This is a genomic window from Pseudonocardia sp. MH-G8, from assembly GCF_002262885.1.
Classification (GTDB): Bacteria; Actinomycetota; Actinomycetes; order Mycobacteriales; family Pseudonocardiaceae; genus Pseudonocardia.
Genome location: NZ_NKYF01000001.1, coordinates 1,418,277 through 1,441,353, shown reverse-complemented (window position 1 = coordinate 1,441,353; position 23,077 = coordinate 1,418,277). Strand labels below are relative to the sequence as shown.

Sequence of the window (23,077 nt, the reverse complement as noted above, 5' to 3'; positions counted from 1 at the left end):
GCACACCTCACGACGACACCGCCGCATCCGGCACCTGCGTGCCGAGCGCGTCGTCGACGAGCGTTCGCGTCCGGTCGACCTGGTCGGGCCACAACCCGACGTAGGTGTTCAGCGTGATCGTCGGCGTGCTGTGCCCGAGCGCGATTTGCACCGTCTTCACGTTCGCCCCGTTGAAGATCAGCAGCGTCGCGAAGTAGTGCCGTAGCGCGTGGAACCCAGACATCGGCGGGATGCCGGCGGCCCGCGCCCCGGGCTGCCACATGTCGCCCCACCACGACCGGCTCACCGGGTTGCCCCGCGGGCTCGTGAACAGCAGACGCGCCGGCCGAACCTTCGACTCGCGCCGGTCCGTGTCGTCGGCGATCTCGACCTCAGCCGGCGGGAACTCCTGCAGGTGCCGCGCAAGCGCATTCGCGGTCACCTGCGGCAGCTCCACCGTCCTCCGCGACGTCTTCGTCTTCGGCGGGGTCAGGTACGGGGTGCGCCCCTTCGTCACGACGAGCTGTTGCGTCACCCGGACCTCACGGCGCAGGAAATCGACGTGCTCGAGCTCGAGGCCGAGTACTTCGCCGAGTCGCAGCCCACACCCGGCGCCGATGTAGACCGCGGGACGCAGCCGCGCCGGCATGGCGGCCGCGACCTGGTGCACCTGGTCAGGGGTGAGGATGACGTGCTCGGCGTGGTCGAGCGCTGGCAGGGTGATCCCTGAGCACGGCGACACCGCGATGACCCGGTCCCGGACGGCGGCGCCGAACATCGACACCAGATAGGAGTACGCGACTCGTGCGCTGCTCGGCGCGAGGTCGACGTTCCGGGCCCACGCCTGGATGTGCGACGAGCGCACGCGCCCGATCTGGAGGTTCCCGAGAACCGGCGTGATGTGGTGGCGGAACGTGCGATCGACGCGCTCGCTGGTGCTGGTGCGGTGCAGCTGCGCCTTGCGCCACGTCTCGGCGTAGGTCTTCACGAGCTGCCGGCCGGCGGTCGGGTCGATGTACAGCCCGCGGTCGACGTCGGTGCGGACCCCGGCGTCGAACCGGTCGGCGTCCGGCTTCTTGGCGAACAGCCGCTCGCGCCCTTCGCCGGCATCGTCGACGTAGCGGACGCGCCACCGCTTCCCCCGGCCGTGCCGCTTCGTCGGCGTCGGCGGGAGCAGCCTGCCGTCCGGGCCGCGCTCGCGGCGGGACGAGTACCAGAGGTCATCGACCGCCATCGGTGCCCTCCTGCTCTCGGTGCCACTGCTCCATCGCGGCCGGCAGCACCGCCTTCAAGGTGAGCCGGAAGTCGACGTACCCGCGGATGACTGCGTCGGGCACCCCTGCGGCGGTCATCTGCTGGACCGCCTCCCGCAGGGGGCCGAGCTGCTCCTCCCAGCGCAAGATCTCTCGCGACCGTGCTTTCGCATGGTGCGGTCGGTTCTCCCGCTCGAAGTCGTCGATCTCGTCGGAGGTGGCGCTCTCGAGCGGGTGCTCGCCCGTCGCCCACGACCATGCCGACGACCACGGGACGACCTGGCCGGGTGCGAGCGCCACCTCGTCGCCGTCCGCGGGTAGGAGTAGACGCAGCGGGCCGACGCCGAACACGAGCGCGAAGAGGACCAGCTCCGTCACGGTGACCTTGCGCTCGCCGGTCTCGATCTTCGACACGACCGACGGCAGCATCTTGTGCCCGAGTTCGGCCATGCGGGCGGACACCGCGCGCACCGACATCCGGCGCCGGTCTCGCATCTCGGCGACGTTCCGCGCCACCGTCGCAGCGACTGTTTCCATTTCGCGGACACTAGCGCGGCTTGCGTGGACACGCAACGGCTGCTAGAAATCCGCACGACCGTTCATGAACTGCATCGGTCGTTCACGGAAGGGAAACACTATGAGGAAGCCGCTCGCGACGCGCCTTGAGGTCGCCGAGTACCTCGGCGTCCCCGTCGCCACGCTGGATCGCTGGGCCCACCACGGCACAGGGCCCGCGTATCGCAAGATCGGCCGCCACACGCGGTACCGGTGGGAAGACGTCGAGACCTGGATCGAGCAGCAGGCCGCAGGCGGCACAGGGCAGGCACGTCCGGCATGACCACCATCAGCAGCGCCCCCCGAGCTTCGGCAGGCTCAGGGGGCGCCAGGAACGACCACCAGGGCGTCGGTGTCGAGCAGCAGCACGCTACCGGCTGCCGCCGGCCCGGCATGCCCGGGCCGCTCGACAACCTCGACCCGGCCGACGTCGCGCTCGCCCTGGCGCAGCGCATGGAGGTCAGCCCCGACGACGAGCTCGTCGTCGCCGTGCGGCTCGCGCTGCAGGTAGCTGATGCACGGCGGGCCGCTCACCGCGCGTTGCGTGAGGTCGCGCTCGACGTCCACAGCGCCCACACGGCGGCCGAGTGGCGGCAGTGGGCGGAAACCCGGGTGTCCTTCGCCGAGCTGCAGCGTCGCCGCGGCGTCGAGACCGGCCCGGACGGACGGCCGCGAGCAGCCAGGAGGGGCGTCGCGTGAGCCTGCCCTACCCACCTCAACCGGACGAGGATCTCGACGGCGGGGCCGCGCTCGACGACGTTGCGGCGTTCATCGGCCGCTACGTCGCCTTCCCCACGGTGCACGCGCTCGTCGCCGTGGTGCTGTGGGCCGCGCACACCCACGCCGTGGCCGGCACCTGGTACGTCACGCCACGGCTGGTGCTCGACTCCGCCGAGCCCGGGTCCGGGAAGACTCGCGTACTCGAGCTGCTCGCGCTGCTCGTGCAGCGGCCCGAGATGACGATCTCCGCCACCGTCGCCGCAATCTTCCGGATGCTCGCCGAGCAGCCCTACACGCTGTTGTTCGATGAGGTCGACGCGATCTTCAACCCGAAGAACGGCGGGAACTACGAGGACCTGCGCGCGCTGCTCAACGCCGGATACAAGCAGGGCGCGACGATCGCCCGGTGCGTCGGCGACGCGAAGGCGATGAAGGTGCAGCGCTTCCCCGTCTTCGCCCCGGTTGCGCTCGCCGGACTCGCCGGCCGGATGCCCTCCACGATCACCACGCGGGCGGTGACGATCCACATGCGCCGCCGCGGCCCCGGTGAGCGGGTAGAGCCGTTCCGGGAGCGCGACGCCGAGTGGTTCGCCGAGCCGCTGCGCGAACGGCTCGCCGAGTGGGTCGGCGACCTGTCAGCGAAGCTGGCAGCCGCGCGGCCCGTCATGCCCGACGGCGTGGAGGACCGGCCGGCGGAGGTGTGGGAGCCGCTGCTCGCCATCGCCGACGAGGGGGGCGGGGAGTGGCCCGCGCGGGCCCGGGCGGCCTGCCGGCACTTCGTCCTGGAATCCGACCCCGGCGAGCTGTCGCTCGGCGTGCGGCTGCTCTCCGACGTCCGAGGCATCTTCACCCGCGGCGGCATCCGGTCGATGCCTTCCGCGGAGCTCGTCGCCGCGCTCGTGGCGCTCGAGGAAGCGCCGTGGGCCGACCTTTACGGGAAGGAGCTCGACCAGCGGCGGCTAGCGAAGGAGCTTGACCGGTACGCGGTGCGCCCGATCCAGTACAAGCAGAACGGCAACAAGCACCGTGGCTACGTCACGTGGCCCACGGAGCGACCACCGCAAGCGGGACTCGCCGATGCATGGGCCCGGTACCTGAATCCCGGCGGTACCGCCGGTACGACCGGTACAGGGCAGGTCAACCCGGTACCGAATGAGCAGCCGGTACCGGTCGCGACCGGTACCGCACCCGCGACCGGTACCGGCCTGAGCAGCGAAGTACCGCCGGTACCGGAGGTACCGCAGCAATCCTGCTCGCGCTGCGGCCACCGGCGCGCGGAGGTGCTCGGCCTCTGCCGACCCTGCGCCTATCCGGCAGGGCTCGACGACGACGAGGTGGCGGTCGATCATGCGTGACCGGACCGGGGAGTGGGTCGACGACGACCAGGACGACGTGCACGTCTGCGAGCGAGGGTGGCTCGACCGCGACGAGGACCAGCCGCGGCCGTGCCCGACGTGCCGGCCATGGCTGCTGGAGCGGCCGCCGCGGCGGCCGACGCGCGAGGAGCTCGACGCCTACGGTGCCCGCCACCTGGCGCGGGCGTGAAACGAAGGAGCGACCTGCATGAGCACCCACCGACCCCGACGCCGCCGGCTATCCGAGCTCGTGCTCGCCAAGCTCGCCGCGCACGGCATCCGCTCCGTTCACGCCCTCGCCACCGACGACGAGACGGGGCGTGCCCTGCGCGACGAGATCGCCGACGACGTGCAGCACATCGCCGAGCACGCCGACCCCCGTGGGCCGTCCCCGCGCCTGGCCTACCGCTGGGCGTGGACGGACGGGAAGCGCGACCGCGAAACCGCACGCTCCCTCGTCGTTGCTGTCGACGTGCTGTCCCGCGACGGCGCCGACCGGTTCGAGCTGGGCTGCTGGCGGGTGCGGGAGCTGTGCACTGTGGACGGCCGGCCTGTCGACACCCTCGACACCCTGCGCCACCTGCAACGCGAGCTCGGGATCGTCGACCTGCCCGACGACATCACCGGCCTGATCCCCGACCTGCCACCCGCGTACGAGCCCTCGGACCGAACCACGCTCGCGCTGATGATCGCTGCCCTCACGTCCACAGAGGACGGGGCGAGGGCGTGCTGCCGCGGCCGCGGAGACCGCGAGCTCAGCGCGGCGCACGAGGAGGCGCACCGGCTCGCCGCCACCGCGGCCGCCCTCGACCCGGAGGCCGTGGCCCGGTACCGGGCGCTGCTGGTCGCGCAGCTACGGGCGCTGCCCCGGTGACGCACCGTTGCGTCACGCAGAGTGGCAAGAGCGCGAGACGCGACCCTCACCCGCCCGTCACGCAGGGTGACGCAACTCAGCGTGCTCGCCGCCGCGTTCCCGCAGGTCAGAGCACTGTCACGGAGCGCGACGGCGTGGCCCGCGGATTTTGCGGGCCGCCCGGGGGCCGGACATCCACGTACCTCTGTCTCTCTCTCCCCGGCCCGCCCGCCCCCGGGGACGCAGGGCCGCTGAGGGGCGCGCCGACCGGAGGGCCGGCGGTTCCGCGGTGCCGCTTCCTGCCTGGTCAGCGGCGATCTGAGGGCGCCCTGTGGTGCCCGCTGGCGGCCGTTCGGGGTGGAGCCGGGGCGGCGCGGACCCCCGGAGTCGGCGGCCGGGCGCCGGCGGGGGGCGCTCGATGTACTCCGAGCGTTCCCGTCACGGTGCGTAACATCGATCACGACTACGCATGGTGACTGTCTGCTGTGTGGATCATCGGCCCGCGTTCTGGCGGCGATTACAGAGCGTGCGGTCGAGTCGGGGCGCGTGGCATGATCGCCGGAAGCGTCGCGGTGGAGGGTGCTCCCGCGGAGCCGTGTTGCCCGTCGGTGTGAGGGTCTCCTCGTCGGGGTTGATCAACCCATTCGCTGTCCGGCCCGTTGCGCGTCTCGGGTCGGTGCGGGCCGGACGGCGGCCCCGAGTCCCGAAGGTGGAGCCATGACGTTGCTGGACGATCTGCGTACCCGGCGCGCTGAGGTGCGCACCGCAGCGGACGAGATCATCACCAGGGCCGCGGAGGGCGACGAGCCGCGCGACCTGACCCCGGATGAGTTCCGCGCCTACCAGGACCGCACAGGCGAGCTGCGCGAGGTCGACGACCGGATCGAGCAACTGCGCGAGGACGAGGTGCGCCAGCTGCGCGCCGCCGCGGCCCGCCCGGCCGGCGCCGACGTCGACCCGCACCCGCTCGGGACGTGGCTCACCCGGGCGATCACCGGGGCGTCGGGGGCCGGCGCGGCGTTCACCCCGGCCGAGTTCCCCGCAACGTTCTTCGACCGGCTCGCCGCCGCGTCCGTCGGACTGGCGTCGGGGTTCGCGCAGATCACTACGGCCCGCGACACGGTGACCATCCCGCGGTGGACGGCCGACCCGTCGGCGGACTGGGTCGCCGAGGCCGGAGTGATCTCCTCGACCGACGCGAACGCGGACACGATCACCGCGACGCCGCGCAAGCTGGCCGGGCTGCAGCGGGTGTCGAACGAGACGCTCACCGACTCGTCCCCGTCGCTGTTCGAGCGCATCGCCGCCGGGCTGGTCCGCTCGATCGCGCTCAAGGCCGACGTCGGGTTCTACCAGGGCACCGGCACCGCGCCGCAGATCCGCGGCCTCGCGAACGTGGCCGGCATCGGGGCGGTGTCGGCCGGCGCGAACGGGGCCACCCCGGCGAACCTCGACCTGTTCGCCGACGCCATCTCGACCGTGGTGGAGGCCAACGCCAACCCGTCGGTCGTCGTGATGCACCCGCGCACGTGGCGGACCCTGCTCAAGGTCAAGGAGACCACCGGCTCGGCGAAGCCGGTGCTCACCGACGGGGCCGGCGCGCCCGGCGAGGCGGTGCGCCGCTCGATCTACGGCCTCCCGGTGCTGCTGTCCTCGCAGCTCTCGACCGCCGAGACGCAGGGCACCGCGAACAACGCGAGCTCCGTCTACGTCTACGACGCCGACCAGGTCGTCGTCGTGCGCCGCGAGGACGTCGCCGTGGAGATCGACCGGAGCCGGCTGTTCAACTCCGACGAGTCGGAGATCCGGGCCATCGCCCGTATGGACCTGGTCGTGCCGAACCCGGCCGCCGTGGTGCGCATCGCCGGGCTGCTGCCGTGAGCGAGCTCTACGACGGCGAGTGGCGCGCAACCCGGGATCTGGTGATCCCCACCCACCCCGGCGAGCCGCACATCGGGGTGTCGGTACCGGCCGGCGAGGTGATCCCCGAGCAGCTGCGCGAGCTGCTCGCCGCTGAGCCGGCCGCTGCCGCGCCGCGACGCCGCGCCCGGGCGAAGGAGTAGGCACGTGGGTCTCGGGGCGCTGCTGGCCGGCGTGGGCGGCCGGGAGGTGCGCGCGCTGCCGCCGGGGGCGTTGCTCACCCATCCCGCCGGGTCCGGTCATGCGACGTGGGCGCTGCCCGACGGGGAGGCCGTCGACACCGACGCCGCGCTGCGGCTGCCGGCGGTGTGGGCGTGCGTGCGGCTGCTCGCCGACTCGGTGTCCACGCTGCCGGTCGATGTGTTCGCCGGCGCCCGGTCGGTGCGCACGCCGCGGCTGCTCGTCGAGCCGGCCGCCGGGCAGCCGCTGCACGAGTGGCTCTACGCGGTGGTGACGTCGCTGCTGCTGCGCGGCAACGCCTACGGGCTGATCACCGCCCGCTCCGGTGCGGCTCTGTGGCCCGCGCAGGTCGAGCTCGTGCATCCCGACCTCGTCGGCGTGACGGCCCACCCGACGACCGGCGTGCCCACCTACCGGATCGGCGGCCGCGCCTACGGGTCCGACGAGGTGTGGCACGTCCGGGCGCACGTGCTGCCCGGGGTGCTGCTGGGCATGTCGCCGGTGGAGTACGCGCGGCAGAGCATCGGGCTCGGGCTGGGCGCCGAGCGGTTCGGGGCGTCGTTCTTCGGCTCCGGCGCGGTGCCGTCCCTGCTGATCAAGAGCATGAACCCGGACCTCGACCAGCACGAGGCCGACGCGGTCAAGGCCGCGGTGATCACGTCGCAGCGCACCCGGACGCCGATGGTGCTCAACCCGTCCACGGAGATCACGCCGATCTCGCTCCGGCCCGATGAGGCGCAGTTCGTCGAGACGCAGCGGCTCAACGTCGCGCAGATCGCCCGGGTGTTCGGGGTGCCGGTCGAGATGATCGGCGGCGACGCCGGCGGCTCGCTCACCTACTCCAACACCGAGGCGCGCGCACTGGACTTCGTCCGCTACTGCCTCTCCCCGTGGCTGGTGCGCGTCGAGACCGCGCTCGGCCGGCTGCTGCCCCGCGGGCAGCACGCGAAGTTCAACCCTGACGCTCTGCTGCGCGGCACCACGTCGGAGCGGTACACGGCGCACGAGGCCGCATTGCGGGCCGGCTGGCTGACCGTCGACGAGGTGCGCGCCCTCGAGGACCTGCCGCCGCTGCCCCGGCCCGCCGCCGCGCCGGCCGACGTGGACGACCAGGCCGCGGAGGTGGTCGCGTGACCGGGCTGCAGCGTCGCGCGTTCGAGCTGCGCGACCTCGAGGTGCGCGCCGAGGGCCGGCACCTCGTCGGCACCGTGGTCCCGTACGGGCAGGAGATCCGCGTCGGTGGCTACCGCGAGCAGTTCGCCCGCGGCGCGTTCACCGGCACCGACCCGGCCGCCGTGCCGCTGCTCGTCGCCCACCGCCACGCCGGCCTGCCGATCGGGCGCGCCGTCGAGCTGGTCGACGAGCCCGATCGGCTCGCCGGCACGTTCTCGCTCTCCGCGACGCGCGAGGCCGACGAGGTTCTCGAGCTCGCCGCCGACGGCGTCCCGCTCGGGCTGAGCGTCGGGTTCGCGCCGGCCGCCGGCGGGGACCGCTGGAACCACGACCGCACGGCCGTGGTGCGCACCCGCGCCGTGCTCGGCGAGGTCTCCATCGTCGGCATGCCCGCCTACCCCGCCGCCACGGTGACCGGACTGCGGGCCGCGGCCGCCGGCGGCGCACCCCTGCTGCGCCTGGCGCGGCTACTCACCTAGACCTCGCCGCCGGCGAGGGCGGGTAAGAGCGGTGGCGCCGGGATCCACGTCCCCGGCGCCACCGTCCCTCGCTCGGCGACTACCAGCGCCCGCGGTCGAGCAGCGCCCGAACCTGCGCGAGCTGCAGCGCCCGCCGTACCCGGCTCACGTCCTCCGGGTCGAGCATGAGCGACGCACCGTCGACCGCGACGAGCACCGCCCCGTCGCCGTCAGCGGGCACCTCGACGACGAGCGTCCGCGGCGCCGGCTGCTCGACGCGCGGCCGGATCGCCCACCGCCGGCGCCCGATCACGACCGGTCCCCGTTCGCGGCGGCGTGCACGGCGGCGTGCTGCTCGATGCCGTCGGCGAGCACCACCGAGCAGCACAGCCGGCAGACCACGACCCGGAGCAGGCACCGGGAGGTGAGCAGCCGGTAGACGCGACGGCGGCGCAGCGGAACCGTGCTGGTCATCGCTCGCCCCCGTCCTCGTCGTCGGCGTGCTCGGCACCGAGCCGGCGGTCAGCCTCCGCGTCGAGCGCGGCGACCTCCCCGGCCGTGAGGTACCCGCCGGCGAGCGCGTACACCTCGTCCCGCGCGGCCGCGGTCATCCCGGCGTGCTGGTGCTGCCCGTCGGCCCACGACCGCAGCCCGGCGGCCACCTCGTCGACCTCGAGGCCCATCGCGGTAGCCACGTGCTCGAGCGACGCGTCGAGCCGCAGCGCGTCGACGACGTTCGACCAGCGGTCGCCGGCCAGCTGCGCGGCGATCGCCGCGGCGATGGTGAGCGCGTCGAGCGCGGACGCGCGGAGCCGGCCGACCGGCTCGGGCCGGCCGACGCCGTGCCGGGCGTTCACGAGCGCGGCCACGTGCAGCCGGTAGCCCTCGACGAGGTCGCGCAGGGGCGCGCCGGCGAGATCGGCCGGCCGCGTCACGTAGGGGTTGGAAGTAGGTTCGTTCACGGGTCGCCTCCATGGGGCGATCAAGTCCCCCGGCCGGCGGTGACGTCGTCGCGCCGGGGGGCGCATGTAGTGGATCTATGCCGGGCACAGAACGGGCACAACTCGCGCCGCGATTCACCGCGATCTAGTGCGAGTCGACGAAAGCCGTTAGTGCCTGGTCACGGGCCAGATTGGCCGGGAAGCTGCTGGTCGGCTTCCCCTAGGGGGCAGTACGAGAACTACCAGCCGAACGCGATCCTCGCGGGCGCGGTGCCGCGCACCGTGCGCTTGCGCGCCCCCGACTGGGGCTTCGACGAGGCGGAGCTGCGCGCGGCGTTCGGCCCGCGGACGAAGGCCGTGTTCCTCTGCCACCCGAACAACCCAACCGGGAAGGTCTACAACGCCGAGGAGCTCGCGCTGCTGGCGGAGCTGTGCCAGCGCTGGGACGTCGTGCTCGTCGTCGACTCGATCTACGAGCACATCCACTACCTGGGCCCGGGCGGCTACCTCCCGCCCGCGCGCGTCCCTGGGCTGGAGGACCGCACGATCACGGTGAACGCGCTGTCGAAGACCTACGCCGTCACCGGCTGGCGCGTCGGCTGGACGGTGGCGCCCGCGCCGCTCACGACGGCCATCCGCAAGGTCCACGACTTCCTCACGATCGCCGCTCCGGCCCCGATGCAGGCCGCGGGGGTGGCGGCGATGGCCTTGCCGGACGCCTACTACACCGGCCTGGCCACGCGCTACCGCGAGCGCCGCGACCTGCTGTGCGAGGCGCTGGAGCGCATCGGTTTCGCGCTGCGCCGCCCGGACGGGTCCTACTACGTGCTGTGCGACAGCGCCCCGCTCGACGCGGCCCGCGACGGCACCGCGTTCGCGAAGAGGCTCATCACCGAGGCCGGGGTGTCCTGCGTGCCCGCCGTGTCGTTCTGGCGCCCGGAGCACGCGGACGAGGGACGGAGCATGGTGCGCTTCGCCTTCCCGAAGCGGCTCGAGACGCTGCACGCCGCCGTCGAACGCTTGGAGGCGTTCGCCCGGGTTTGAGGGTTGACCCGCTCGATGCCGGCAGATTCGCGGAAAAGTTTCACTGGGTCGTTCAATGAAATGATCGAAGGTATGGATGTCGACTCGATGATCCGTCACATCAGCCGGGAGCTCACCGACGTCGCCGTCGTGGAGAGTGCGGGGGATTCGTTCTTCTTCCACGAGAGGGGCGACCGCGTGATGCCGTTCGCCACCGTCGTCACGGGCGACCGGGGCGACGGGATCTCCGAGTCGTTGGCGAGTGCGGGTGCCTACCGGGTGAGCGTGGGCCTGACGAAGGCCGGCTACACGGCGCTGTTCGGCGACCCGCCCCGGGACCGTGACGAGCACGGGGTGCTCGACACCGGCTTCGACCACGTGACGCAGGACCGGGTCGTGCCCCACCCGCACTACGCGTCCCAGTACTGGGTGTGCGTGGTGAACCCGGGACCCGCCACCGCTGTGACGGTGCGGGAGCTGCTGGCCGATGCGCACGCGTACGCCACGCGCAAGGCCGAGCGACGGGTGCGCCGCAGCGACGGGATTGACTTCTCCGATGGTAAGTCGTAGCTTACCGTTCGTGACAGCTTACGGGCCCGCAGACGGCGTGTGGGACGTGCTGGGTGACCGCACTCGAAGGACGATCCTCGAGCTCCTGGCCGAGCGGCCCTGTGCCGTGGGCGAGCTGGCCGAGCAGCTCCCGGTCAGCCGGCCGGCGGTCTCCCAGCACCTCAAGGTGCTCAAGGAGACAGGCCTCGTGCACGACGAGACGGTCGGAACCCGGCGCATCTACCGGCTCGACCCGGCCGTGGTGCGGGCGTTGCGGGACCAGCTCGACACGTTCTGGAACCGCGCGCTCGCCAACTACGAGATCGCGATCGACCACTCCGCGGAGGAGGAGACATGACCCAGACCTCAGACACGGTGGTCCGCAGGGAGACCGTCGTAGCGGCCCCGCTCGAACGCGCCTTCCGCGTGTTCACCGACCGCTTCGGGGACTTCAAGCCGCGTGAGCACAACCTGCTCGGCGTGCCCATCACCGCTACGACCTTCGAACCCCGCGTGGGCGGCCACATCTACGACCGGGGCGAGGACGGCAGCGAGTGCCGGTGGGCCCGTGTCCTCGCCTACGACCCCCCGACCCGCGTCGTGTTCAGCTGGGACATCGGGCCCACCTGGCAGATCGAGGCCGACCCCGCCCGGACGAGCGAGGTCGAGGTGCGCTTCGTCGCGGAGGGCCCCTCCCGTACGAGGGTCGTGCTCGAGCACCGCCACATCGACCGCCACGGTCCCGGCTGGGACGCCGTCCGCGCAGGCGTCGACAGCGACGGCGGCTGGCCGCTCTACCTCAGCAGGTACGCCGCGCTCCTCCACGCCGCCTAGCCTTCGGCGGTCGCGAGCGCCTGCAGCACGTCCAGCGTCGCCGCGAACGTGGTGCGCACCGCACCGGCGGTGGCCGCGGGGTCCCCTCCGCCCTCGAGCACGACCGGGCCGGACGGGGTCGTGGTGCGGGTGGTCGGCAGGTTCGGCACCCCGCCCACGGAGTGGCCGGCAGCGGGGAAGTCGAGGTGGCGGGATCCGAACGGGTTGCCGGCGTCGTCGATCACGGCCAGCGCCCGCCCCGCCTGCTGGGTCGAGGGCCAGACCCCGTCGTCGCCGCCGGAGGTGAGCAGCACGGGGGCCGTGATGTCGTCCACCGGGATGCGGGCGGTGGTGCGCGCCCAGCGGCCGGCGTCCTCGACGGCCTCCGCGTAGGACGAGGCCGTCCGCACCGGCGGCGCCGGGGCCGGCTCCTCGGTCGCCGACCGGTACAGGAACGGGACGTCCTCACCCTCGCGGGTCCACGAGGAGACCCGGCTCGTCGGTGGGACGGTGCGCGGCGCGGGCCACACCACGTCCGACGGGGAGTGCGCGACGACCGCGCCGAAGCGGGCCGGTTCGGACGACGCGAGCAGGAGCGCGTACTCGGCGCCCCTCGACGTGCCGATCACGCCGACCTGCGGCCCGGTCACCTCCGGGCGCTCGGCGAGCCACCGGGCGCCCGACAGCCCGTACTCGACGGGAACGCGGGTCAACGTCGTCGGCAGCCGGGGCTCGCCGAAGTAGGCCAGGCCCAGCACCGCGAAGCCCTGGGACGCGAGCAGTGCGGCGTACGCCGGGTCCGGCCGGCCGCCCTCCGCCCCGCCGAGCAGCAGCACCCCGGGCCACGGCCCGGAGCCCGGTGGCAGGTACAGGTCACCGACGAGGCCGGCCTCCAGGACCGCGATCGAGCGGGTCTCCGGCGCGCGGACCACCCGGCGCAGGGACGACCGTGCGATCGTCGTGCCGTCCCGGTCGACACCGAGCTCGACGACCACGTCGTCGGCGCCGACCAGCGGGTCGGGTGCCGCCCGGTCGTCGGGCAGCCGCATGGACCAGAACAGGCCGGTCGGGTCCACACCCTGGTAGGTGCCGCCGGTGGACTCCGCCGTCGTGAGGTCCACGTCGCCGGTGCCGTCCGCCACGAACTCCCCCGAGGACTCCCACCACTGCCCCATGCGGTCGTTCGCACGCGCCCACACCCGTACCGGGTCACCGGGCGCGAGACCGTCGACGACGATGTGGACGGGCTCGGCGATGCTCGCCCCGTCGGGGCCGGCGATGATCTGCGGCCCGTCCGGCGGGGGAGCGGCACAGCCGACCGCGAGCAGCGCCAGGACGCTCCCCAGGACGATCATCATCTGCCGCACGAAGGCGATGCTAAGAGCGGAAACGCCGACATGCCCATGGACTACCCCGGTCGGGGAGGACCGGGTGCTAGCCTCTCGGCCGACTCTGCCGGTGCTCCTGGTGAACGATGGCGCAGTTCGGACCACCCGCCCGGCAGGGCGAGGAGGGCGGCTGAGGATGACGCCCACCCTCCGGGGCTCCATGAAGATCGGTCTCGACCTGCCGTCGACGACCCGGTCGTGCTGCAGCACGGGACCGTCCGCGGTGATGCAGAGCCGTTCCGCACCCTCGACCGCCTGACCTGGCACAAACCCGAATCGCTCGTCGCGCCGTCGGTGCTCGTCGGCGCAGCCACGCGCGTCCGGTCGCCGACCGGGGTGCCGCTCTCCCCGCTGCGGGGCACCGCGCTGCTCGCCCAGCAGGTGGTCACGCTCGACCGGTCGTCCCGGGACGGTTCGCCCCCGGCGCGGTGCCGGCTGCCGTGCCGACGACCGCGCGGCACCGGGGGGCCACCTGCGCGCGGCGGGGCCGCCGGCTCGACGCACAACTCACCCGTCCGTGTGAACTGTGGAGCTCCTCCGCGGACTTCGGTGCCGACCGGATGGCGGGTCTGGTGACCTGATCACGGCGCGCGCATGCGATCCTGGTGGTGCATGCGGCCGCTTCCCCCGGCCGGCACGTCGTGTTGCTGGAAGGGGAAGCCGTGTATGAGCCCTGGTCGTCGAGCGTGAGTGCTCCGCCACCGCCGCTGGACCGGCCGGTGTGGGTCCACCTCGACCGGTTCTACGGGCGGGCGGACTCACCGGGCGCGATCGACGACCCCGTGCCCGGCGGGTTGCTCGTCGCCGACGTGCGCGTGCCGGGCCTGCTCAAGCGCTGGGCCCGGGCCGTCGACGGGCGGTGGTTCGGACGCGTGAACTTCGCCGTCTGCGACGCGTACGGCGCGGTCGTCGCCGAGCACCTGGCCGTGCTCGTGCCGGCCGCGGCCCTGTCCCCGCGGGGCGGGGAGCCGCGTCGCTAGACGAGCAGCGACACACGCGCAGCGAGACCCCGACTCGCGGGTGGGAGACCCCGACACGCGGGGTGGGGTGCCTTCCCCGCGAGTCGGGGTGTGGATGTACGTGTGTCGGGTCAGGAATGCAGCCAGCCGCCGTCGACCACCCAGTGCTGGCCCGTGCACGAGCGGCTGTCGTCGGCGGCCAGCCAGAGCACGAGCCGGGCGACGTCGGCGGGCTCGAGGCGGTGCGGCAGCGCCTGGGACGCCGCGCGGTGCGCGTCGGCCTCGGGCGTCACCCAGTTCTCCAGCTGCCGCTGGGTCATGATCCATCCCGGGAGCACGCAGTTGACGCGCACTCCGTCGGGTCCGTACTCGCGCGACAGCGACCGGGTGAGCCCTTCGATGCCCGCCTTCGCGGTCATGTAGGCGGTCAGGTCGAGCAGGTCGACGTGCGCGCTGATCGATCCCATGTTGACGATCGACCCGCGGCCGGCGGCCCGCATCGCGGGGGCGACGGCCTGGGCGGCGAAGAACTGGTGGTCGAGGTTCACCCGCATCCGCTCGTCCCAGTAGCGGGGCTCGACCTCGGCGACGGGGTGGCGCGTGTCGCTGCCCGCGTTGTTCACCAGGACCTGCACCCCGCCCAGCTCCGCGGCGAGCTCGGCGATCACCCGGCGGTAGGCGTCGAGGTCGCGCACGTCGCACGCGCGGAAGACCGGCCGGGGATGGCCCCGCTCCACCACCTCGGCGACGAGCACCTCGCTCGCCTCCGCTGCCACGTCGACGAACGCCACGCGGGCGTCCTGGGCGGCGAACTGCGCCACGAACTCCGCGCCCAGGCCGCTCGCGCCGCCGCTGATCAGCACGACGGTGTCGCGCAGGCTGGGGTAGGTCGCGTAACGGGTCTCGTCTGTCATGCGGGCAGTACTACTGCCCGCCCGGTGGCGCCCTCGCGCAGGGCCCGGTAGGCGTCGTCGACGCCGTCCAGCGAGTACTGCTCGCCGAGCAGCACGTCGAGCGGCAGCCGCCCCGCCAGGTACAGCCCGAGGATCCGCGGCAGGTCGACCGGCGGGTTCGCCGAGCCGTACAGGCTCCCGACGAGGCGCTTCTGCTGCTGCACCAGCTCGTTGATCGGCACCGCCGCGGTGGCGTCCACCGCGCCGAGCCCGACTGCGATCGCGGTGCCGCCGGGGCGCAGCACGGCGAACGCCTGGCGCAGCGTCTGGGGCAGGCCGACGGCGTCGACGGCCACCTCCGCGCCGCCGCCGGTCAGCTCCTGGACGGCGGCGACGACCTCGTCCGGGGCCATCCCGGAGGCGTCGAGGGTGGCGGTGGCGCCGAGCCGGCGTGCGAGCTCGAGCTTCTCCGGAGCCATGTCGACCACCACGGTGGACGCTCCGACGAGGACCGCGCCCATCAGCGCGGACAGGCCCACCCCGCCCGCGCCGACCACGACCAGCGGCTTGCCCGCCACCTGCCCGGCCACGTGGACCACGGCACCGACCCCGGTGATGACGGCGCAGCCGGCCACGGCGGCCACCGCGGGCGGGACGCCGTCGGGGACCTTCACCACCGCGCGCTGCGACACCACCGCCTGCTCGGCGAAGCAGGAGACGCCGAGGAAGTGGTGCAGCGGGCCCCCGTCGAGCTGCAGCCGGGAGGTGGCGTCCATCAGCCCACCGCTGCGTGCCTGCACCCTGCCGTACACGCACATCACCGGGCGCCCGGTGACGCAGTACTCGCAGTGGCCGCAGCGCGGGCGCCAGGTGAACGCCACCCGGTCACCGACGGCCACGGCGTCGACGCCCTCGCCGACCTCCTCGACGACACCGCTGCCCTCGTGGCCGAGCACGATCGGCAACGGGCACGGGATCGCGCCGTCCATGTAGTGCAGCTCGGTGTGGCAGATGCCGGCGGCCTCCACCCGCACCCGTACCTCGCCGGCGTGCGGGTGCTGGAGCGTCACTTCCTCGACGCGCAGCGGTTCCTGCGGAGCGCGCAGGACCACGGCCTTCACCTGGGGCATCAGGCCCACTACCTCCTCGTACCGCGGACGCGACCCGTCCACCGTCGTTCATGATCGGGCGGCGCACAAGGGCCCGATCACGCCGCACCACCCGGACGGCGGGCGCGTTCGAGGGACGGACGGTCACCTTCTGTTGTGATCAGTGCAACAGAAGGTAGTCGGACAAGTTGGAGTAACTCGGACGGATTCGGTTCGTTTGATCAATTACGCGGACTGTGACCGTCGGCCCCGGTCGATCGGCAGAGCCCGTCCCTGTCCGATCAGCCTGTTTGGGTGTCATGACACAGCACTCCGCGCCGCCGGAAGCGGCGCAGTCCCGGGGGTCCGCCCCCGGCCCGTCCCGGCGCGGGCTCCTGTACGGAGCGGTCGTCGGGGCCGTCGTCATCTTCGCCGTCGTCCTGGGCTTCACCTTCTTCAGCGGTGGGGGCGCGGGCACCGACCCGTCGTCCGTCGCCGCCGGCGAGGCGAACGCACCGGGCGAGCTGCCCGTGAGCAGCACGTACACCACCGTGGAGGGAGCACCGGCGGACCCGGACCCCGCGGGTCGCACCGACGGTCTCGTCGTGCACCCCGTGCGGGAGACGCCCGTGCACGACGCTCCCGACGGGCGCGCGATCGCCCGCATGGAGACCACGCAGTTCGGCGACACCTGGCTCCCCGTGCTCGCCGAGCAGCCCGGATGGGTGCAGGTGCTGCTGCCGTCGCGCCCCTCCAGCTCGACCGGCTGGATCCGGGCCGACGACGTCGAGCGGGCCCGGACGCCTTACGTGATCCAGGTCCACCTGGGTTCGAAGACGCTCGAGCTGGTGCGCGACGGCGACGTCGCGGAGCAGTGGTCGATCGGCATCGGCAAGGAGGAGACGCCCACGCCCACCGGGCGCACCTTCCTGCTCGGGGCGTTCGCCGACGAGAACCAGAACTACTCGCCGGTGATCCTCCCGCTCGGCACGCACAGTCCCACTCACGACACCTACGGCGGCGGTCCCGGGACCGTCGCGATCCACACGTGGCCCAGCGACGACGTTTTCGGTGCGGCGATCAGCGACGGCTGCATCCGGGTCCCGCAGGACGCGCTGGACCAGCTCGCCGAGGTCCCGCTCGGCACTCTCGTGATCATCGACCAAGATTGAGGGGTTAGCACCACTGTGAACACCAAGAAGCTCGCCGGCGTGGCGGCGGTCGGGGCCGTCTCCGCGGTGACGACCCTGCTCCTCGGCGCGACCCCCGCGCTCGCGCAGGAGTCGTCCACGGACTACGCCTACGCCCTCGAGGCCAGCGGCGTCCTGGACATCAACCCGATCTCGCTGGTGGAGTCCACCGACGGCAGCCTGGTCAGCGACGAGCTCCTCTCGATCGGTGACGTGGCCGGCGAGTACGAGGACGACATCTCCCTCGGTCTGCTGACCGCCGAGGCCGAGTCGCACCGTGCCGAGACCGCCGTCAAGGAGGTCAACGTCCTCAACCTGCTGCGCGCCGACCTCATCCGCACCTGGTGCGACAACGGCGAGGGCGGCCTGCAGATCATCAACGGCACGATCCTCGGCCAGAAGATCCCCGAGACCGCGGTGCCCGGCAAGGACATCGACGTCTCGCCGCTGCTGAAGCTGTCGCTGAACGACCAGGTCCGTCACTCCGACGGCTCCCTCACCGTCACCGGCCTCGAGCTGAAGGTGCTCCCGGGCAAGGAGGCCAAGGCCGACGAGGAGCTGTCGAGCGAGGAGAAGGCAGCCCTGCCCGGCCTCGGCAACCTGCTGGGCAAGCCGCTGGACCAGGGTTCCAACACCGTCGGCGACGTCGTGGGCAAGCTGGGCCTCGGCCTCGACGGTGACGCGCAGAGCATCACCATCGGCAAGGCGAACTGCCAGGAGGGCGGCGCGGCCGACTCCGACGGTGCCGACAACGTCAGCGACAACGACGGTGACGACAACGACAACGGCAGCGGCGACAGCGGCGACAGCGGCGACGACAACGGCAACGGTGGCGACGACGACGGCTCCGACGACAACGGCTCCGACGACAACGCCGGCGGCGACAGCGACGTCAAGAGCGCGCCGGCCCCGTCCGTCGTGCAGGCGGCCCTCCCGGTGACGGGCTGACGCCCACCGCCTGAACACCGAACCATCGCACGCTGAAACACCGAACGTCCGCGACGGGCGGGAGCCGATCGGCTCCCGCCCGTCGTGCTGTCCGTCACCGCGGCCTGCCGTCCGGTGGGCAGGGGAGGCGCCACTGCATCGCCACGCACGTGCCTGCGGGAGTCCGGTCCACATCCACCCGGTCCGCGAGGCCGTTGATGATCACGAGCCCGCGCCCCCGCCAACCCGGGTCGGCCGCCGGTGTACGCCAGGCGCCGTGGTCCTGCACGACGATGCGCACCAGCCCGTCCGTGCACATCGCGTCCAGCAGGGCGTCGCCGCTGCCGTCGGGGTAGGCGTGGTCGGCCACGTTCGCCAGCGCCTCGTGGGTGGCGAGGACGATGTCGTCGACGAGGTCCGTTGCCACGCCCAGGCCCGCCCCCCACTCCGCGATCCGCGCCCGGACGTCGACCAACCGCTCGGGGAGCGAAGACGCCGCCAGGCGCAGTCGCAACGGTTCGGGTCCGCGGGCGGGCGCCGACATCGGACACTCCTGGTCGCCATCGCTGGCATCGTCGGGGTCGGGTCGCGGTCGGGGAGGACTTCCTCATCGGGGGCAGATGGCCCAGACGTACCCGAGGGGACACGGCGCCAACCGGAGTGCGCTTCCCGTCCCCTGTGGGTGGGTATGGATCTGCGGCCGCGGGCGTTGGGCCCGGTGTGGATCGACCTGGTGTGGCCCCGGACCGGACCTGGCTGATCGCCGTGGCAGCGGCGATGTGGGGAACCGACGGACTGCTGCGGCAACCGCTCGCCGGTCAGCTCCCGGCGGCGACGGTGGTGTTCTGGGAACACCTGCTGATCGTCGTGCTCCTGCTGCCGTTCCTGCCGTCCGCCGCGCGCGCCTTCCGCGCCGCGTCGGTGCGGGAGCGCACCGCGCTGGTGCTGATCGGTGCCGGCGCGTCCGCGGTGGCGACGGCGCTGTTCACCCAGGCCTTCCGGTACGGCGACCCGGTCACCCCGCTCGTCCTGCAGAAGCTGCAGCCGGTCATCGCGGTCGTCGCGGCTGCGCTGCTGCTGGGTGAGCGGATGCGCCGCGGCTACTGGATGTTCGCCGTGCCCGCACTGGCCGGGGCCTGGCTGATGGCGTTCGCCGACCCGTTCTCGGCCGCGCCGCAGGCGCTCACCGCGGCACTGCTCGCGGTCGGAGCGGCGGTGCTCTGGGCGATCGGCACCGTGCTCGGGCGGATGGTGAGCGTGCGCATCGCCAGCCGTGACGTCACCGTGCTCCGGTTCGCGATCGGCCTCCCGGCCAGCGCGGTCGTGCTCCTCGCCCAGGGCGCTCCGGTGACGGTGACGACGGCTCAGCTCGGCCCGCTCGTGCTGCTCGCGCTGGTGCCGGGGCTCCTCGGCCTCGCGCTCTACTACGTCGGGCTGCGCTCCACCGCCGCCGCCCGGGCCACGCTGGCCGAGCTCGCCTTCCCGGTGACGGCGGCGCTGATCGGCGTCGGCCTGCTCGGCACCCGGCTGACCCCCAGCCAGTGGCTCGGCCTGGCCATCGTGGTCGCGTCGGTCACCGCGCTGGGTCTGCGCGAGCGTTCCCCGCGTCCCGTGGTGCAGGCGGATGCGCCCGCCTGAGCCTCAGGTGATGCCCTCGCGGAACGCGTCGAGGACACGGCGCTCCCGCTTGGTCGGGCGGCCCGCCCCGCGCTCGCGCCGGGCCACCGGCACGGCGGCCTCCGGTGGCGGAGCCGGTGTGCGGTCGATGTAGCAGGTCGCCGCGTCGGCGGCGCCCACCCGCTTCTGGATCACCCGCACCACCTCGACGATGCGCGTGCGGTCCTGCACGCGCGCCCGCACCTCGTCGCCCGGCTGGACCGGAGTGGCCGGTTTCGCGGGCCGGTCGTTGATGCGCACGTGCCCGCCCCGGCAGGCGGCGGCGGCATCCGGCCGGGTCTTGGTCAGCCGCACCGCCCACAGCCAGCGGTCCAGTCGCGTCGACTCCACACCCCCGATGATGGCCGCTCACCCCGCGAAGCGGAACGCCACCTCGCCGAGCCCGCCGAAGTCGGCCCGCACCGCGTCACCGGGGCCGACCGGCACCGGCACCGTGGTCGTGCCGGTCGTGACGATGTCGCCGGCGCGCAGCCGCAGGCCGTGGCGGTGCAGGTCCTCCGCGATCCAGACGAGCGCGGTGCGCGGGTCGCCCAGCACCGCGGCGCCGCTGCCGGTGGCGGCCTCGGTCCCGTTGATCCACACGGCTGTTCCCCATGTGGGCAGGTCGAGATCACGCCAGCCGGGCACGTCGGGGCCCAGGACGAACCGGCCGGCACACGCGCAGTCGGCCCGCAGCTGTGCCGCCCCGACGGTCTCGAAGTGCGTGAACCGCGAGTCCGGCGCCTCGACGGCCAGGTGCAGCCCGTCGACGGCGGCGAGCACGTCGTCGCGTCCGGCTCCGGGGGCGACGTCGGCGCCCATGCGGTAGGCGAACTCCGCCTCCACCACGCGCATGTGCATGTCGCCGCTCGGCAACACCTCGCCCGGCTCGTGCCGGAACCGCTCGAACAGCAGGCCCGGCAGCGGGCCGGTCACCCCGATGTGGGCCTGCCCCGCCACGGCCGTGGCCGCGATCTTCCAGCCGTAGCTCGCGCCGGCGTGCCGGGTGAGCGCCCGTTGGGCGGCCATGCCCTCGGCGTCGCCGCGCGGGCGCAGGTGGGCGGGGAGCTCGGCGATCCGCTCGCCGCTGCTCCAGGCGTTCCAGATGACGTCGGCGGCGGCTCCGGCACGGGCTTCGTCGGACATGCGGCCATCCTCCCCGGAGCCGCTCACGAGCGCCGCAGGCGCAGTTGGTCGACCACGACCCGCACCCGGGGGTCGTCGCGCAGCTCCTCCAGCGTCACCGGGAGCGGGAGCCGCCAGTTCGGGTACTCGTCCACCGTGCCGGGCAGGTTGGGCTGGCGCACCTCGCCCACCACGTCGTACGGGGAGACGAGCACCAGCCGCGACCGGCTGCGGGCCAGCAGCGCGTGCAGCGCGACCACGAGCTGGTCCTCTCCGGGGTCCTCGCCGTCCACGAGGCCCTGCTCGCGCAGCAGCTCGACCAGCTCCAGGCGGTCGAGCGCGGCCTTCGCCTCCTCGGCCGCCACGTCGTCGAGCAGCCCCAGCCCGGCGCGGACCCGCACGTGCTCGCCGCGCAGGAACCCGGTGGCCGTGGGCAGGTCGTGCGTCGAGATCGTGGCCACCGACTCCTCGGGCCACCGCTGCGGTGGCAACAGCGGTTGCCCCGGCGCGTCGAGGTCGCGGGTGAACCACAGCACCGACGACCCGAGCACGTGCCGCTGCGCGAGGCCCTCGGTCACCTCCGGCTCGACCGTGCCCAGGTCCTCGCCGATCACCATCGCGCCGGTCCGGTGCGCCTCGAGCGTGAGCACCGCCAGCATCACGTCCGCGTCGTAGTGGACGTAGGTGCCGCGGTCCGGGCCGTCGCCCGGCGGCACCCACCACAGCCGCCACAGCCCGGCGACGTGGTCGATCCGCAGGCCGTCGGCCTGGGCCAGCAACGCGCGCAGCAGGTCCCGGTAGGCGGCGTAGCCGGTGGCGTCGAGCCGGTCCGGGCGCCAGGGCGGCAGCCCCCAGTCCTGGCCCTGCTGGCTGAACGCGTCCGGAGGGGCGCCGACCCGCACGCCCTGTGCGAGGACGTCCTGCAGCGCCCACCCGTCCGCGCCCTCCGGGTCGCAGCCGACGGCCAGGTCGTGCACGACGCGCACCCCGGCGTCGCGCGCCGCGTCGCGGACGGCGGCGAGCTGGTCCCGGACCTGCAGCTGCACCCATGCGTGGAACGCGACGCGCGGGGCGAGCTCGGCGCGGGCGGCGGCGACGCCCGCCCCGTCCGGGCGGCGCAGCGTCTCCGGCCAGCGGCTCCAGCGGGCGCCGTAGCGCTCGGCCAGCGCGCAGTACGTGGCGAACTCCTCCAGATCGGCGCCGGCCCCGCGGGGCTCGGGCCGGCCCTCGGAGCGCCAGAGCAGCTCGAGCGCCGCGCGCTTCGCGGCCCAGACCCGGTCGTGCTCGATCCGCCCGGCCGCCACCTCCGGTCGCAGCGCCTCGATCTCGGCGCGGGTGGGATCGTCGGCGCGTGCGAACGCGTCCAGGTCGGTGACGCGCAGCGCGAGCGGCGTGCCGAAGCGCCGGCTCGAGGGCGTGTACGGCGACGGCTGCACCGGCGGTACCGGCGTGACCGCGTGCAGCGGGTTGAGCAGCACCGCGTCCGCGCCGTGCTCGGCGCCCGTCCACGTCGTGAACTCCCGCAGGTCGCCGAGATCGCCGATGCCCCACGACGCCGCCGACTGCAACGCGTACAGCTGCAGCATCCAGCCCCAGCCGCGCGAGGGGGACGGGAGCGCGGGTGGGGCGACGACCACGGTGGTCTCCTGCGCGCCGAGCTCCAGCCGGTACCACCCCGGCTCGAGGCCCGCCGGGATCTCGGTGACCTCGCGCCGTGCGCCGTCGGGATCCACCAGCACGGCGGGCGCGGGCAGCGGCCGGGCGCGGTCGGTCCGCGCGGCGATCGTGCCCGGCAACCGGCTCGCCGCTGCCCGCTCCCGCGCGGCCGCCAGCGACGCCCGACGCGCCTCCGGGCTCGAGGCGTCCACCTCGAGCAGACCCAGGACGCGGACCACCACCTCGACATCGACCTGCACCGGGCGTCGTTCCCCGTTGCGGTAGCTCGTGGCGACGCCGTGCGCCGCGGCCAGTTCGATCAGCTCGCTCTCCACACCGTTCCTTCCCCATGGTCCGGTCCTCTTACTCATGATGGCCCGTGACCTGCGGCAACACGCTCACATCCGGTCACTGATCACACCC

At 73.5% G+C, this 23,077-nt stretch carries 29 protein-coding genes; 17 read left to right on the top strand and 12 right to left on the bottom strand.

Going from position 1 to position 23,077, the window contains the following annotated elements:
- Positions 1-7: 7 nt before the first annotated feature.
- Together CFP66_RS06750 and CFP66_RS06745 are read right to left on the bottom strand one after the other, a co-directional pair.
- Complete coding sequence (locus tag CFP66_RS06750; RefSeq protein ID WP_094921124.1) at positions 8-1,213, bottom strand: site-specific integrase; 1,206 nt, start codon at positions 1,211-1,213, stop codon at positions 8-10.
- Positions 1,200-1,769 (bottom strand): helix-turn-helix domain-containing protein, encoded by a 570-nt coding sequence (locus CFP66_RS06745; protein ID WP_143517139.1) that lies wholly within the window; start codon positions 1,767-1,769, stop codon positions 1,200-1,202. Before CFP66_RS06745 ends, CFP66_RS06750 begins: the two co-directional genes overlap by 14 nt.
- 100 nt (positions 1,770-1,869) lie before the next feature.
- Here CFP66_RS06745 and CFP66_RS06740 point away from each other — a divergent pair, with 100 nt between their 5' ends.
- The 9 genes from CFP66_RS06740 to CFP66_RS06700 all read left to right on the top strand — a co-directional run bounded on the left by CFP66_RS06740 (position 1,870) and on the right by CFP66_RS06700 (position 8,467).
- A complete protein-coding gene (locus tag CFP66_RS06740) occupies positions 1,870-2,070 on the top strand; it encodes an AlpA family transcriptional regulator (RefSeq protein WP_198961258.1) in 201 nt (66 codons plus the stop codon).
- Positions 2,067-2,486, top strand: coding sequence for a hypothetical protein (locus CFP66_RS47835; RefSeq protein WP_158228039.1), 420 nt, complete (start codon positions 2,067-2,069; stop codon positions 2,484-2,486). The genes CFP66_RS06740 and CFP66_RS47835 overlap by 4 nt, the downstream gene beginning before the upstream one ends.
- Complete coding sequence (locus CFP66_RS06730; protein WP_233159183.1) at positions 2,483-3,862, top strand: DUF3631 domain-containing protein; 1,380 nt, start codon at positions 2,483-2,485, stop codon at positions 3,860-3,862. The genes CFP66_RS47835 and CFP66_RS06730 overlap by 4 nt, the downstream gene beginning before the upstream one ends.
- Positions 3,855-4,052 carry a hypothetical protein gene (locus CFP66_RS06725; RefSeq protein ID WP_094921116.1) on the top strand — a complete coding sequence of 66 codons (198 nt, stop codon included), beginning with the start codon at positions 3,855-3,857 and terminating at the stop codon, positions 4,050-4,052. Before CFP66_RS06730 ends, CFP66_RS06725 begins: the two co-directional genes overlap by 8 nt.
- A gap of 18 nt (positions 4,053-4,070) precedes the next feature.
- Positions 4,071-4,736: a hypothetical protein gene (locus CFP66_RS06720; protein ID WP_094921115.1), complete on the top strand. Its 666-nt coding sequence runs from the start codon at positions 4,071-4,073 to the stop codon at positions 4,734-4,736.
- Positions 4,737-5,432: 696 nt separating this feature from the next.
- On the top strand, positions 5,433-6,596 hold the full coding sequence (locus CFP66_RS06715; RefSeq protein WP_094921113.1) for a phage major capsid protein: 1,164 nt from the start codon (positions 5,433-5,435) through the stop codon (positions 6,594-6,596).
- Positions 6,593-6,778, top strand: coding sequence for a hypothetical protein (locus CFP66_RS06710; RefSeq protein WP_094921111.1), 186 nt, complete (start codon positions 6,593-6,595; stop codon positions 6,776-6,778). Before CFP66_RS06715 ends, CFP66_RS06710 begins: the two co-directional genes overlap by 4 nt.
- 4 nt (positions 6,779-6,782) lie before the next feature.
- Entirely contained in the window at positions 6,783-7,949 is a 1,167-nt protein-coding gene (locus tag CFP66_RS06705; protein ID WP_158228038.1) for a phage portal protein, read from the top strand.
- Positions 7,946-8,467, top strand: a complete 522-nt coding sequence (locus CFP66_RS06700; RefSeq protein ID WP_158228037.1) for an HK97 family phage prohead protease — start codon at positions 7,946-7,948, stop codon at positions 8,465-8,467. The genes CFP66_RS06705 and CFP66_RS06700 overlap by 4 nt, the downstream gene beginning before the upstream one ends.
- 79 nt (positions 8,468-8,546) lie before the next feature.
- Here CFP66_RS06700 and CFP66_RS06695 read toward each other — a convergent pair whose 3' ends face one another.
- Genes CFP66_RS06695 through CFP66_RS06690 form a run of 3 tightly spaced genes read right to left on the bottom strand, consistent with a single transcriptional unit; the run spans position 8,547 to position 9,408 of the window.
- Positions 8,547-8,759 (bottom strand): hypothetical protein, encoded by a 213-nt coding sequence (locus tag CFP66_RS06695; RefSeq protein WP_094921107.1) that lies wholly within the window; start codon positions 8,757-8,759, stop codon positions 8,547-8,549.
- Positions 8,756-8,920: a hypothetical protein gene (locus CFP66_RS47830; RefSeq protein ID WP_158228036.1), complete on the bottom strand. Its 165-nt coding sequence runs from the start codon at positions 8,918-8,920 to the stop codon at positions 8,756-8,758. The genes CFP66_RS06695 and CFP66_RS47830 overlap by 4 nt, the downstream gene beginning before the upstream one ends.
- A complete protein-coding gene (locus CFP66_RS06690) occupies positions 8,917-9,408 on the bottom strand; it encodes a hypothetical protein (protein WP_198961257.1) in 492 nt (163 codons plus the stop codon). Before CFP66_RS06690 ends, CFP66_RS47830 begins: the two co-directional genes overlap by 4 nt.
- Between CFP66_RS06690 and CFP66_RS06685 the strand changes: the two genes are divergently transcribed.
- From CFP66_RS06685 to CFP66_RS06670, 4 genes are all read left to right on the top strand, one after another.
- The gene (locus tag CFP66_RS06685) at positions 9,289-10,431 is read left to right on the top strand and encodes a pyridoxal phosphate-dependent aminotransferase (RefSeq protein WP_094921104.1); all 1,143 of its coding nucleotides are present in this window, start codon (positions 9,289-9,291) and stop codon (positions 10,429-10,431) included. The genes CFP66_RS06690 and CFP66_RS06685 overlap by 120 nt on opposite strands.
- 72 nt (positions 10,432-10,503) lie before the next feature.
- Positions 10,504-10,980 (top strand): DUF6194 family protein, encoded by a 477-nt coding sequence (locus CFP66_RS06680; protein WP_094921102.1) that lies wholly within the window; start codon positions 10,504-10,506, stop codon positions 10,978-10,980.
- Positions 10,981-10,990: 10 nt separating this feature from the next.
- Entirely contained in the window at positions 10,991-11,317 is a 327-nt protein-coding gene (locus CFP66_RS06675; protein ID WP_233159180.1) for a helix-turn-helix transcriptional regulator, read from the top strand.
- A complete protein-coding gene (locus tag CFP66_RS06670) occupies positions 11,314-11,793 on the top strand; it encodes an SRPBCC family protein (RefSeq protein ID WP_094921099.1) in 480 nt (159 codons plus the stop codon). The genes CFP66_RS06675 and CFP66_RS06670 overlap by 4 nt, the downstream gene beginning before the upstream one ends.
- Here CFP66_RS06670 and CFP66_RS06665 read toward each other — a convergent pair.
- Positions 11,790-13,130 carry an acyl-CoA thioesterase/BAAT N-terminal domain-containing protein gene (locus CFP66_RS06665; RefSeq protein WP_233159218.1) on the bottom strand — a complete coding sequence of 447 codons (1,341 nt, stop codon included), beginning with the start codon at positions 13,128-13,130 and terminating at the stop codon, positions 11,790-11,792. The genes CFP66_RS06670 and CFP66_RS06665 overlap by 4 nt on opposite strands.
- A 716-nt stretch (positions 13,131-13,846) precedes the next feature.
- Between CFP66_RS06665 and CFP66_RS06660 the strand changes: the two genes are divergently transcribed.
- Entirely contained in the window at positions 13,847-14,140 is a 294-nt protein-coding gene (locus CFP66_RS06660; RefSeq protein ID WP_233159179.1) for a hypothetical protein, read from the top strand.
- Positions 14,141-14,250: 110 nt separating this feature from the next.
- On the opposite strand, the gene CFP66_RS06655 is transcribed toward CFP66_RS06660, so the two are convergent.
- Together CFP66_RS06655 and CFP66_RS06650 are read right to left on the bottom strand one after the other, a co-directional pair.
- On the bottom strand, positions 14,251-15,033 hold the full coding sequence (locus CFP66_RS06655; RefSeq protein ID WP_094921095.1) for an SDR family NAD(P)-dependent oxidoreductase: 783 nt from the start codon (positions 15,031-15,033) through the stop codon (positions 14,251-14,253).
- On the bottom strand, positions 15,030-16,142 hold the full coding sequence (locus CFP66_RS06650; protein ID WP_198961255.1) for a zinc-binding dehydrogenase: 1,113 nt from the start codon (positions 16,140-16,142) through the stop codon (positions 15,030-15,032). Before CFP66_RS06650 ends, CFP66_RS06655 begins: the two co-directional genes overlap by 4 nt.
- A gap of 278 nt (positions 16,143-16,420) precedes the next feature.
- On the opposite strand from CFP66_RS06650, the gene CFP66_RS06645 reads away from it, so the two are divergent.
- Both CFP66_RS06645 and CFP66_RS06640 read left to right on the top strand, forming a co-directional pair.
- Positions 16,421-17,272, top strand: a complete 852-nt coding sequence (locus tag CFP66_RS06645; protein ID WP_094921093.1) for a L,D-transpeptidase — start codon at positions 16,421-16,423, stop codon at positions 17,270-17,272.
- A gap of 15 nt (positions 17,273-17,287) precedes the next feature.
- A complete protein-coding gene (locus CFP66_RS06640; protein ID WP_094921091.1) occupies positions 17,288-18,238 on the top strand; it encodes a choice-of-anchor P family protein in 951 nt (316 codons plus the stop codon).
- 94 nt (positions 18,239-18,332) lie between these two features.
- Here CFP66_RS06640 and CFP66_RS06635 read toward each other — a convergent pair whose 3' ends face one another.
- Positions 18,333-18,761: an ATP-binding protein gene (locus CFP66_RS06635; protein ID WP_094921090.1), complete on the bottom strand. Its 429-nt coding sequence runs from the start codon at positions 18,759-18,761 to the stop codon at positions 18,333-18,335.
- Positions 18,762-18,952: 191 nt separating this feature from the next.
- On the opposite strand from CFP66_RS06635, the gene CFP66_RS06630 reads away from it, so the two are divergent.
- The gene (locus CFP66_RS06630; protein ID WP_255413815.1) at positions 18,953-19,855 is read left to right on the top strand and encodes a DMT family transporter; all 903 of its coding nucleotides are present in this window, start codon (positions 18,953-18,955) and stop codon (positions 19,853-19,855) included.
- Between the two features lie 3 nt (positions 19,856-19,858).
- Here CFP66_RS06630 and CFP66_RS06625 read toward each other — a convergent pair whose 3' ends face one another.
- The 3 genes from CFP66_RS06625 to malQ are packed head-to-tail and all read right to left on the bottom strand — an operon-like array spanning position 19,859 to position 23,025.
- Positions 19,859-20,224 carry an RNA-binding S4 domain-containing protein gene (locus tag CFP66_RS06625; RefSeq protein WP_094921088.1) on the bottom strand — a complete coding sequence of 122 codons (366 nt, stop codon included), beginning with the start codon at positions 20,222-20,224 and terminating at the stop codon, positions 19,859-19,861.
- A gap of 18 nt (positions 20,225-20,242) precedes the next feature.
- A complete protein-coding gene (locus CFP66_RS06620) occupies positions 20,243-21,019 on the bottom strand; it encodes a 2-keto-4-pentenoate hydratase (protein ID WP_094921087.1) in 777 nt (258 codons plus the stop codon).
- A gap of 23 nt (positions 21,020-21,042) precedes the next feature.
- Positions 21,043-23,025 (bottom strand): 4-alpha-glucanotransferase, encoded by a 1,983-nt coding sequence (gene malQ / locus CFP66_RS06615; RefSeq protein WP_094921085.1) that lies wholly within the window; start codon positions 23,023-23,025, stop codon positions 21,043-21,045.
- Positions 23,026-23,077 lie beyond the last annotated feature (52 nt).

Excerpts from the sequence above, each read along its gene's own strand:
- malQ (WP_094921085.1), bottom strand. The coding sequence starts at position 23,025 with ATGAGTAAGAGGACCGGACCATGGGGAAGGAACGGTGTGGAGAGCGAG.
- CFP66_RS47830 (WP_158228036.1), bottom strand. The coding sequence starts at position 8,920 with ATGACCAGCACGGTTCCGCTGCGCCGCCGTCGCGTCTACCGGCTGCTC.
- CFP66_RS47835 (WP_158228039.1), top strand. The coding sequence starts at position 2,067 with ATGACCACCATCAGCAGCGCCCCCCGAGCTTCGGCAGGCTCAGGGGGC.
- CFP66_RS06655 (WP_094921095.1), bottom strand. The coding sequence starts at position 15,033 with ATGACAGACGAGACCCGTTACGCGACCTACCCCAGCCTGCGCGACACC.
- CFP66_RS06745 (WP_143517139.1), bottom strand. The coding sequence starts at position 1,769 with ATGGAAACAGTCGCTGCGACGGTGGCGCGGAACGTCGCCGAGATGCGA.
- CFP66_RS06720 (WP_094921115.1), top strand. The coding sequence starts at position 4,071 with ATGAGCACCCACCGACCCCGACGCCGCCGGCTATCCGAGCTCGTGCTC.
- CFP66_RS06620 (WP_094921087.1), bottom strand. The coding sequence starts at position 21,019 with ATGTCCGACGAAGCCCGTGCCGGAGCCGCCGCCGACGTCATCTGGAAC.
- CFP66_RS06740 (WP_198961258.1), top strand. The coding sequence starts at position 1,870 with ATGAGGAAGCCGCTCGCGACGCGCCTTGAGGTCGCCGAGTACCTCGGC.
- CFP66_RS06665 (WP_233159218.1), bottom strand. The coding sequence starts at position 13,130 with ATGATGATCGTCCTGGGGAGCGTCCTGGCGCTGCTCGCGGTCGGCTGT.
- CFP66_RS06750 (WP_094921124.1), bottom strand. The coding sequence starts at position 1,213 with ATGGCGGTCGATGACCTCTGGTACTCGTCCCGCCGCGAGCGCGGCCCG.
- CFP66_RS06645 (WP_094921093.1), top strand. The coding sequence starts at position 16,421 with ATGACACAGCACTCCGCGCCGCCGGAAGCGGCGCAGTCCCGGGGGTCC.
- CFP66_RS06650 (WP_198961255.1), bottom strand. The coding sequence starts at position 16,142 with ATGCCCCAGGTGAAGGCCGTGGTCCTGCGCGCTCCGCAGGAACCGCTG.
- CFP66_RS06725 (WP_094921116.1), top strand. The coding sequence starts at position 3,855 with ATGCGTGACCGGACCGGGGAGTGGGTCGACGACGACCAGGACGACGTG.
- CFP66_RS06680 (WP_094921102.1), top strand. The coding sequence starts at position 10,504 with ATGGATGTCGACTCGATGATCCGTCACATCAGCCGGGAGCTCACCGAC.
- CFP66_RS06715 (WP_094921113.1), top strand. The coding sequence starts at position 5,433 with ATGACGTTGCTGGACGATCTGCGTACCCGGCGCGCTGAGGTGCGCACC.
- CFP66_RS06670 (WP_094921099.1), top strand. The coding sequence starts at position 11,314 with ATGACCCAGACCTCAGACACGGTGGTCCGCAGGGAGACCGTCGTAGCG.
- CFP66_RS06635 (WP_094921090.1), bottom strand. The coding sequence starts at position 18,761 with ATGTCGGCGCCCGCCCGCGGACCCGAACCGTTGCGACTGCGCCTGGCG.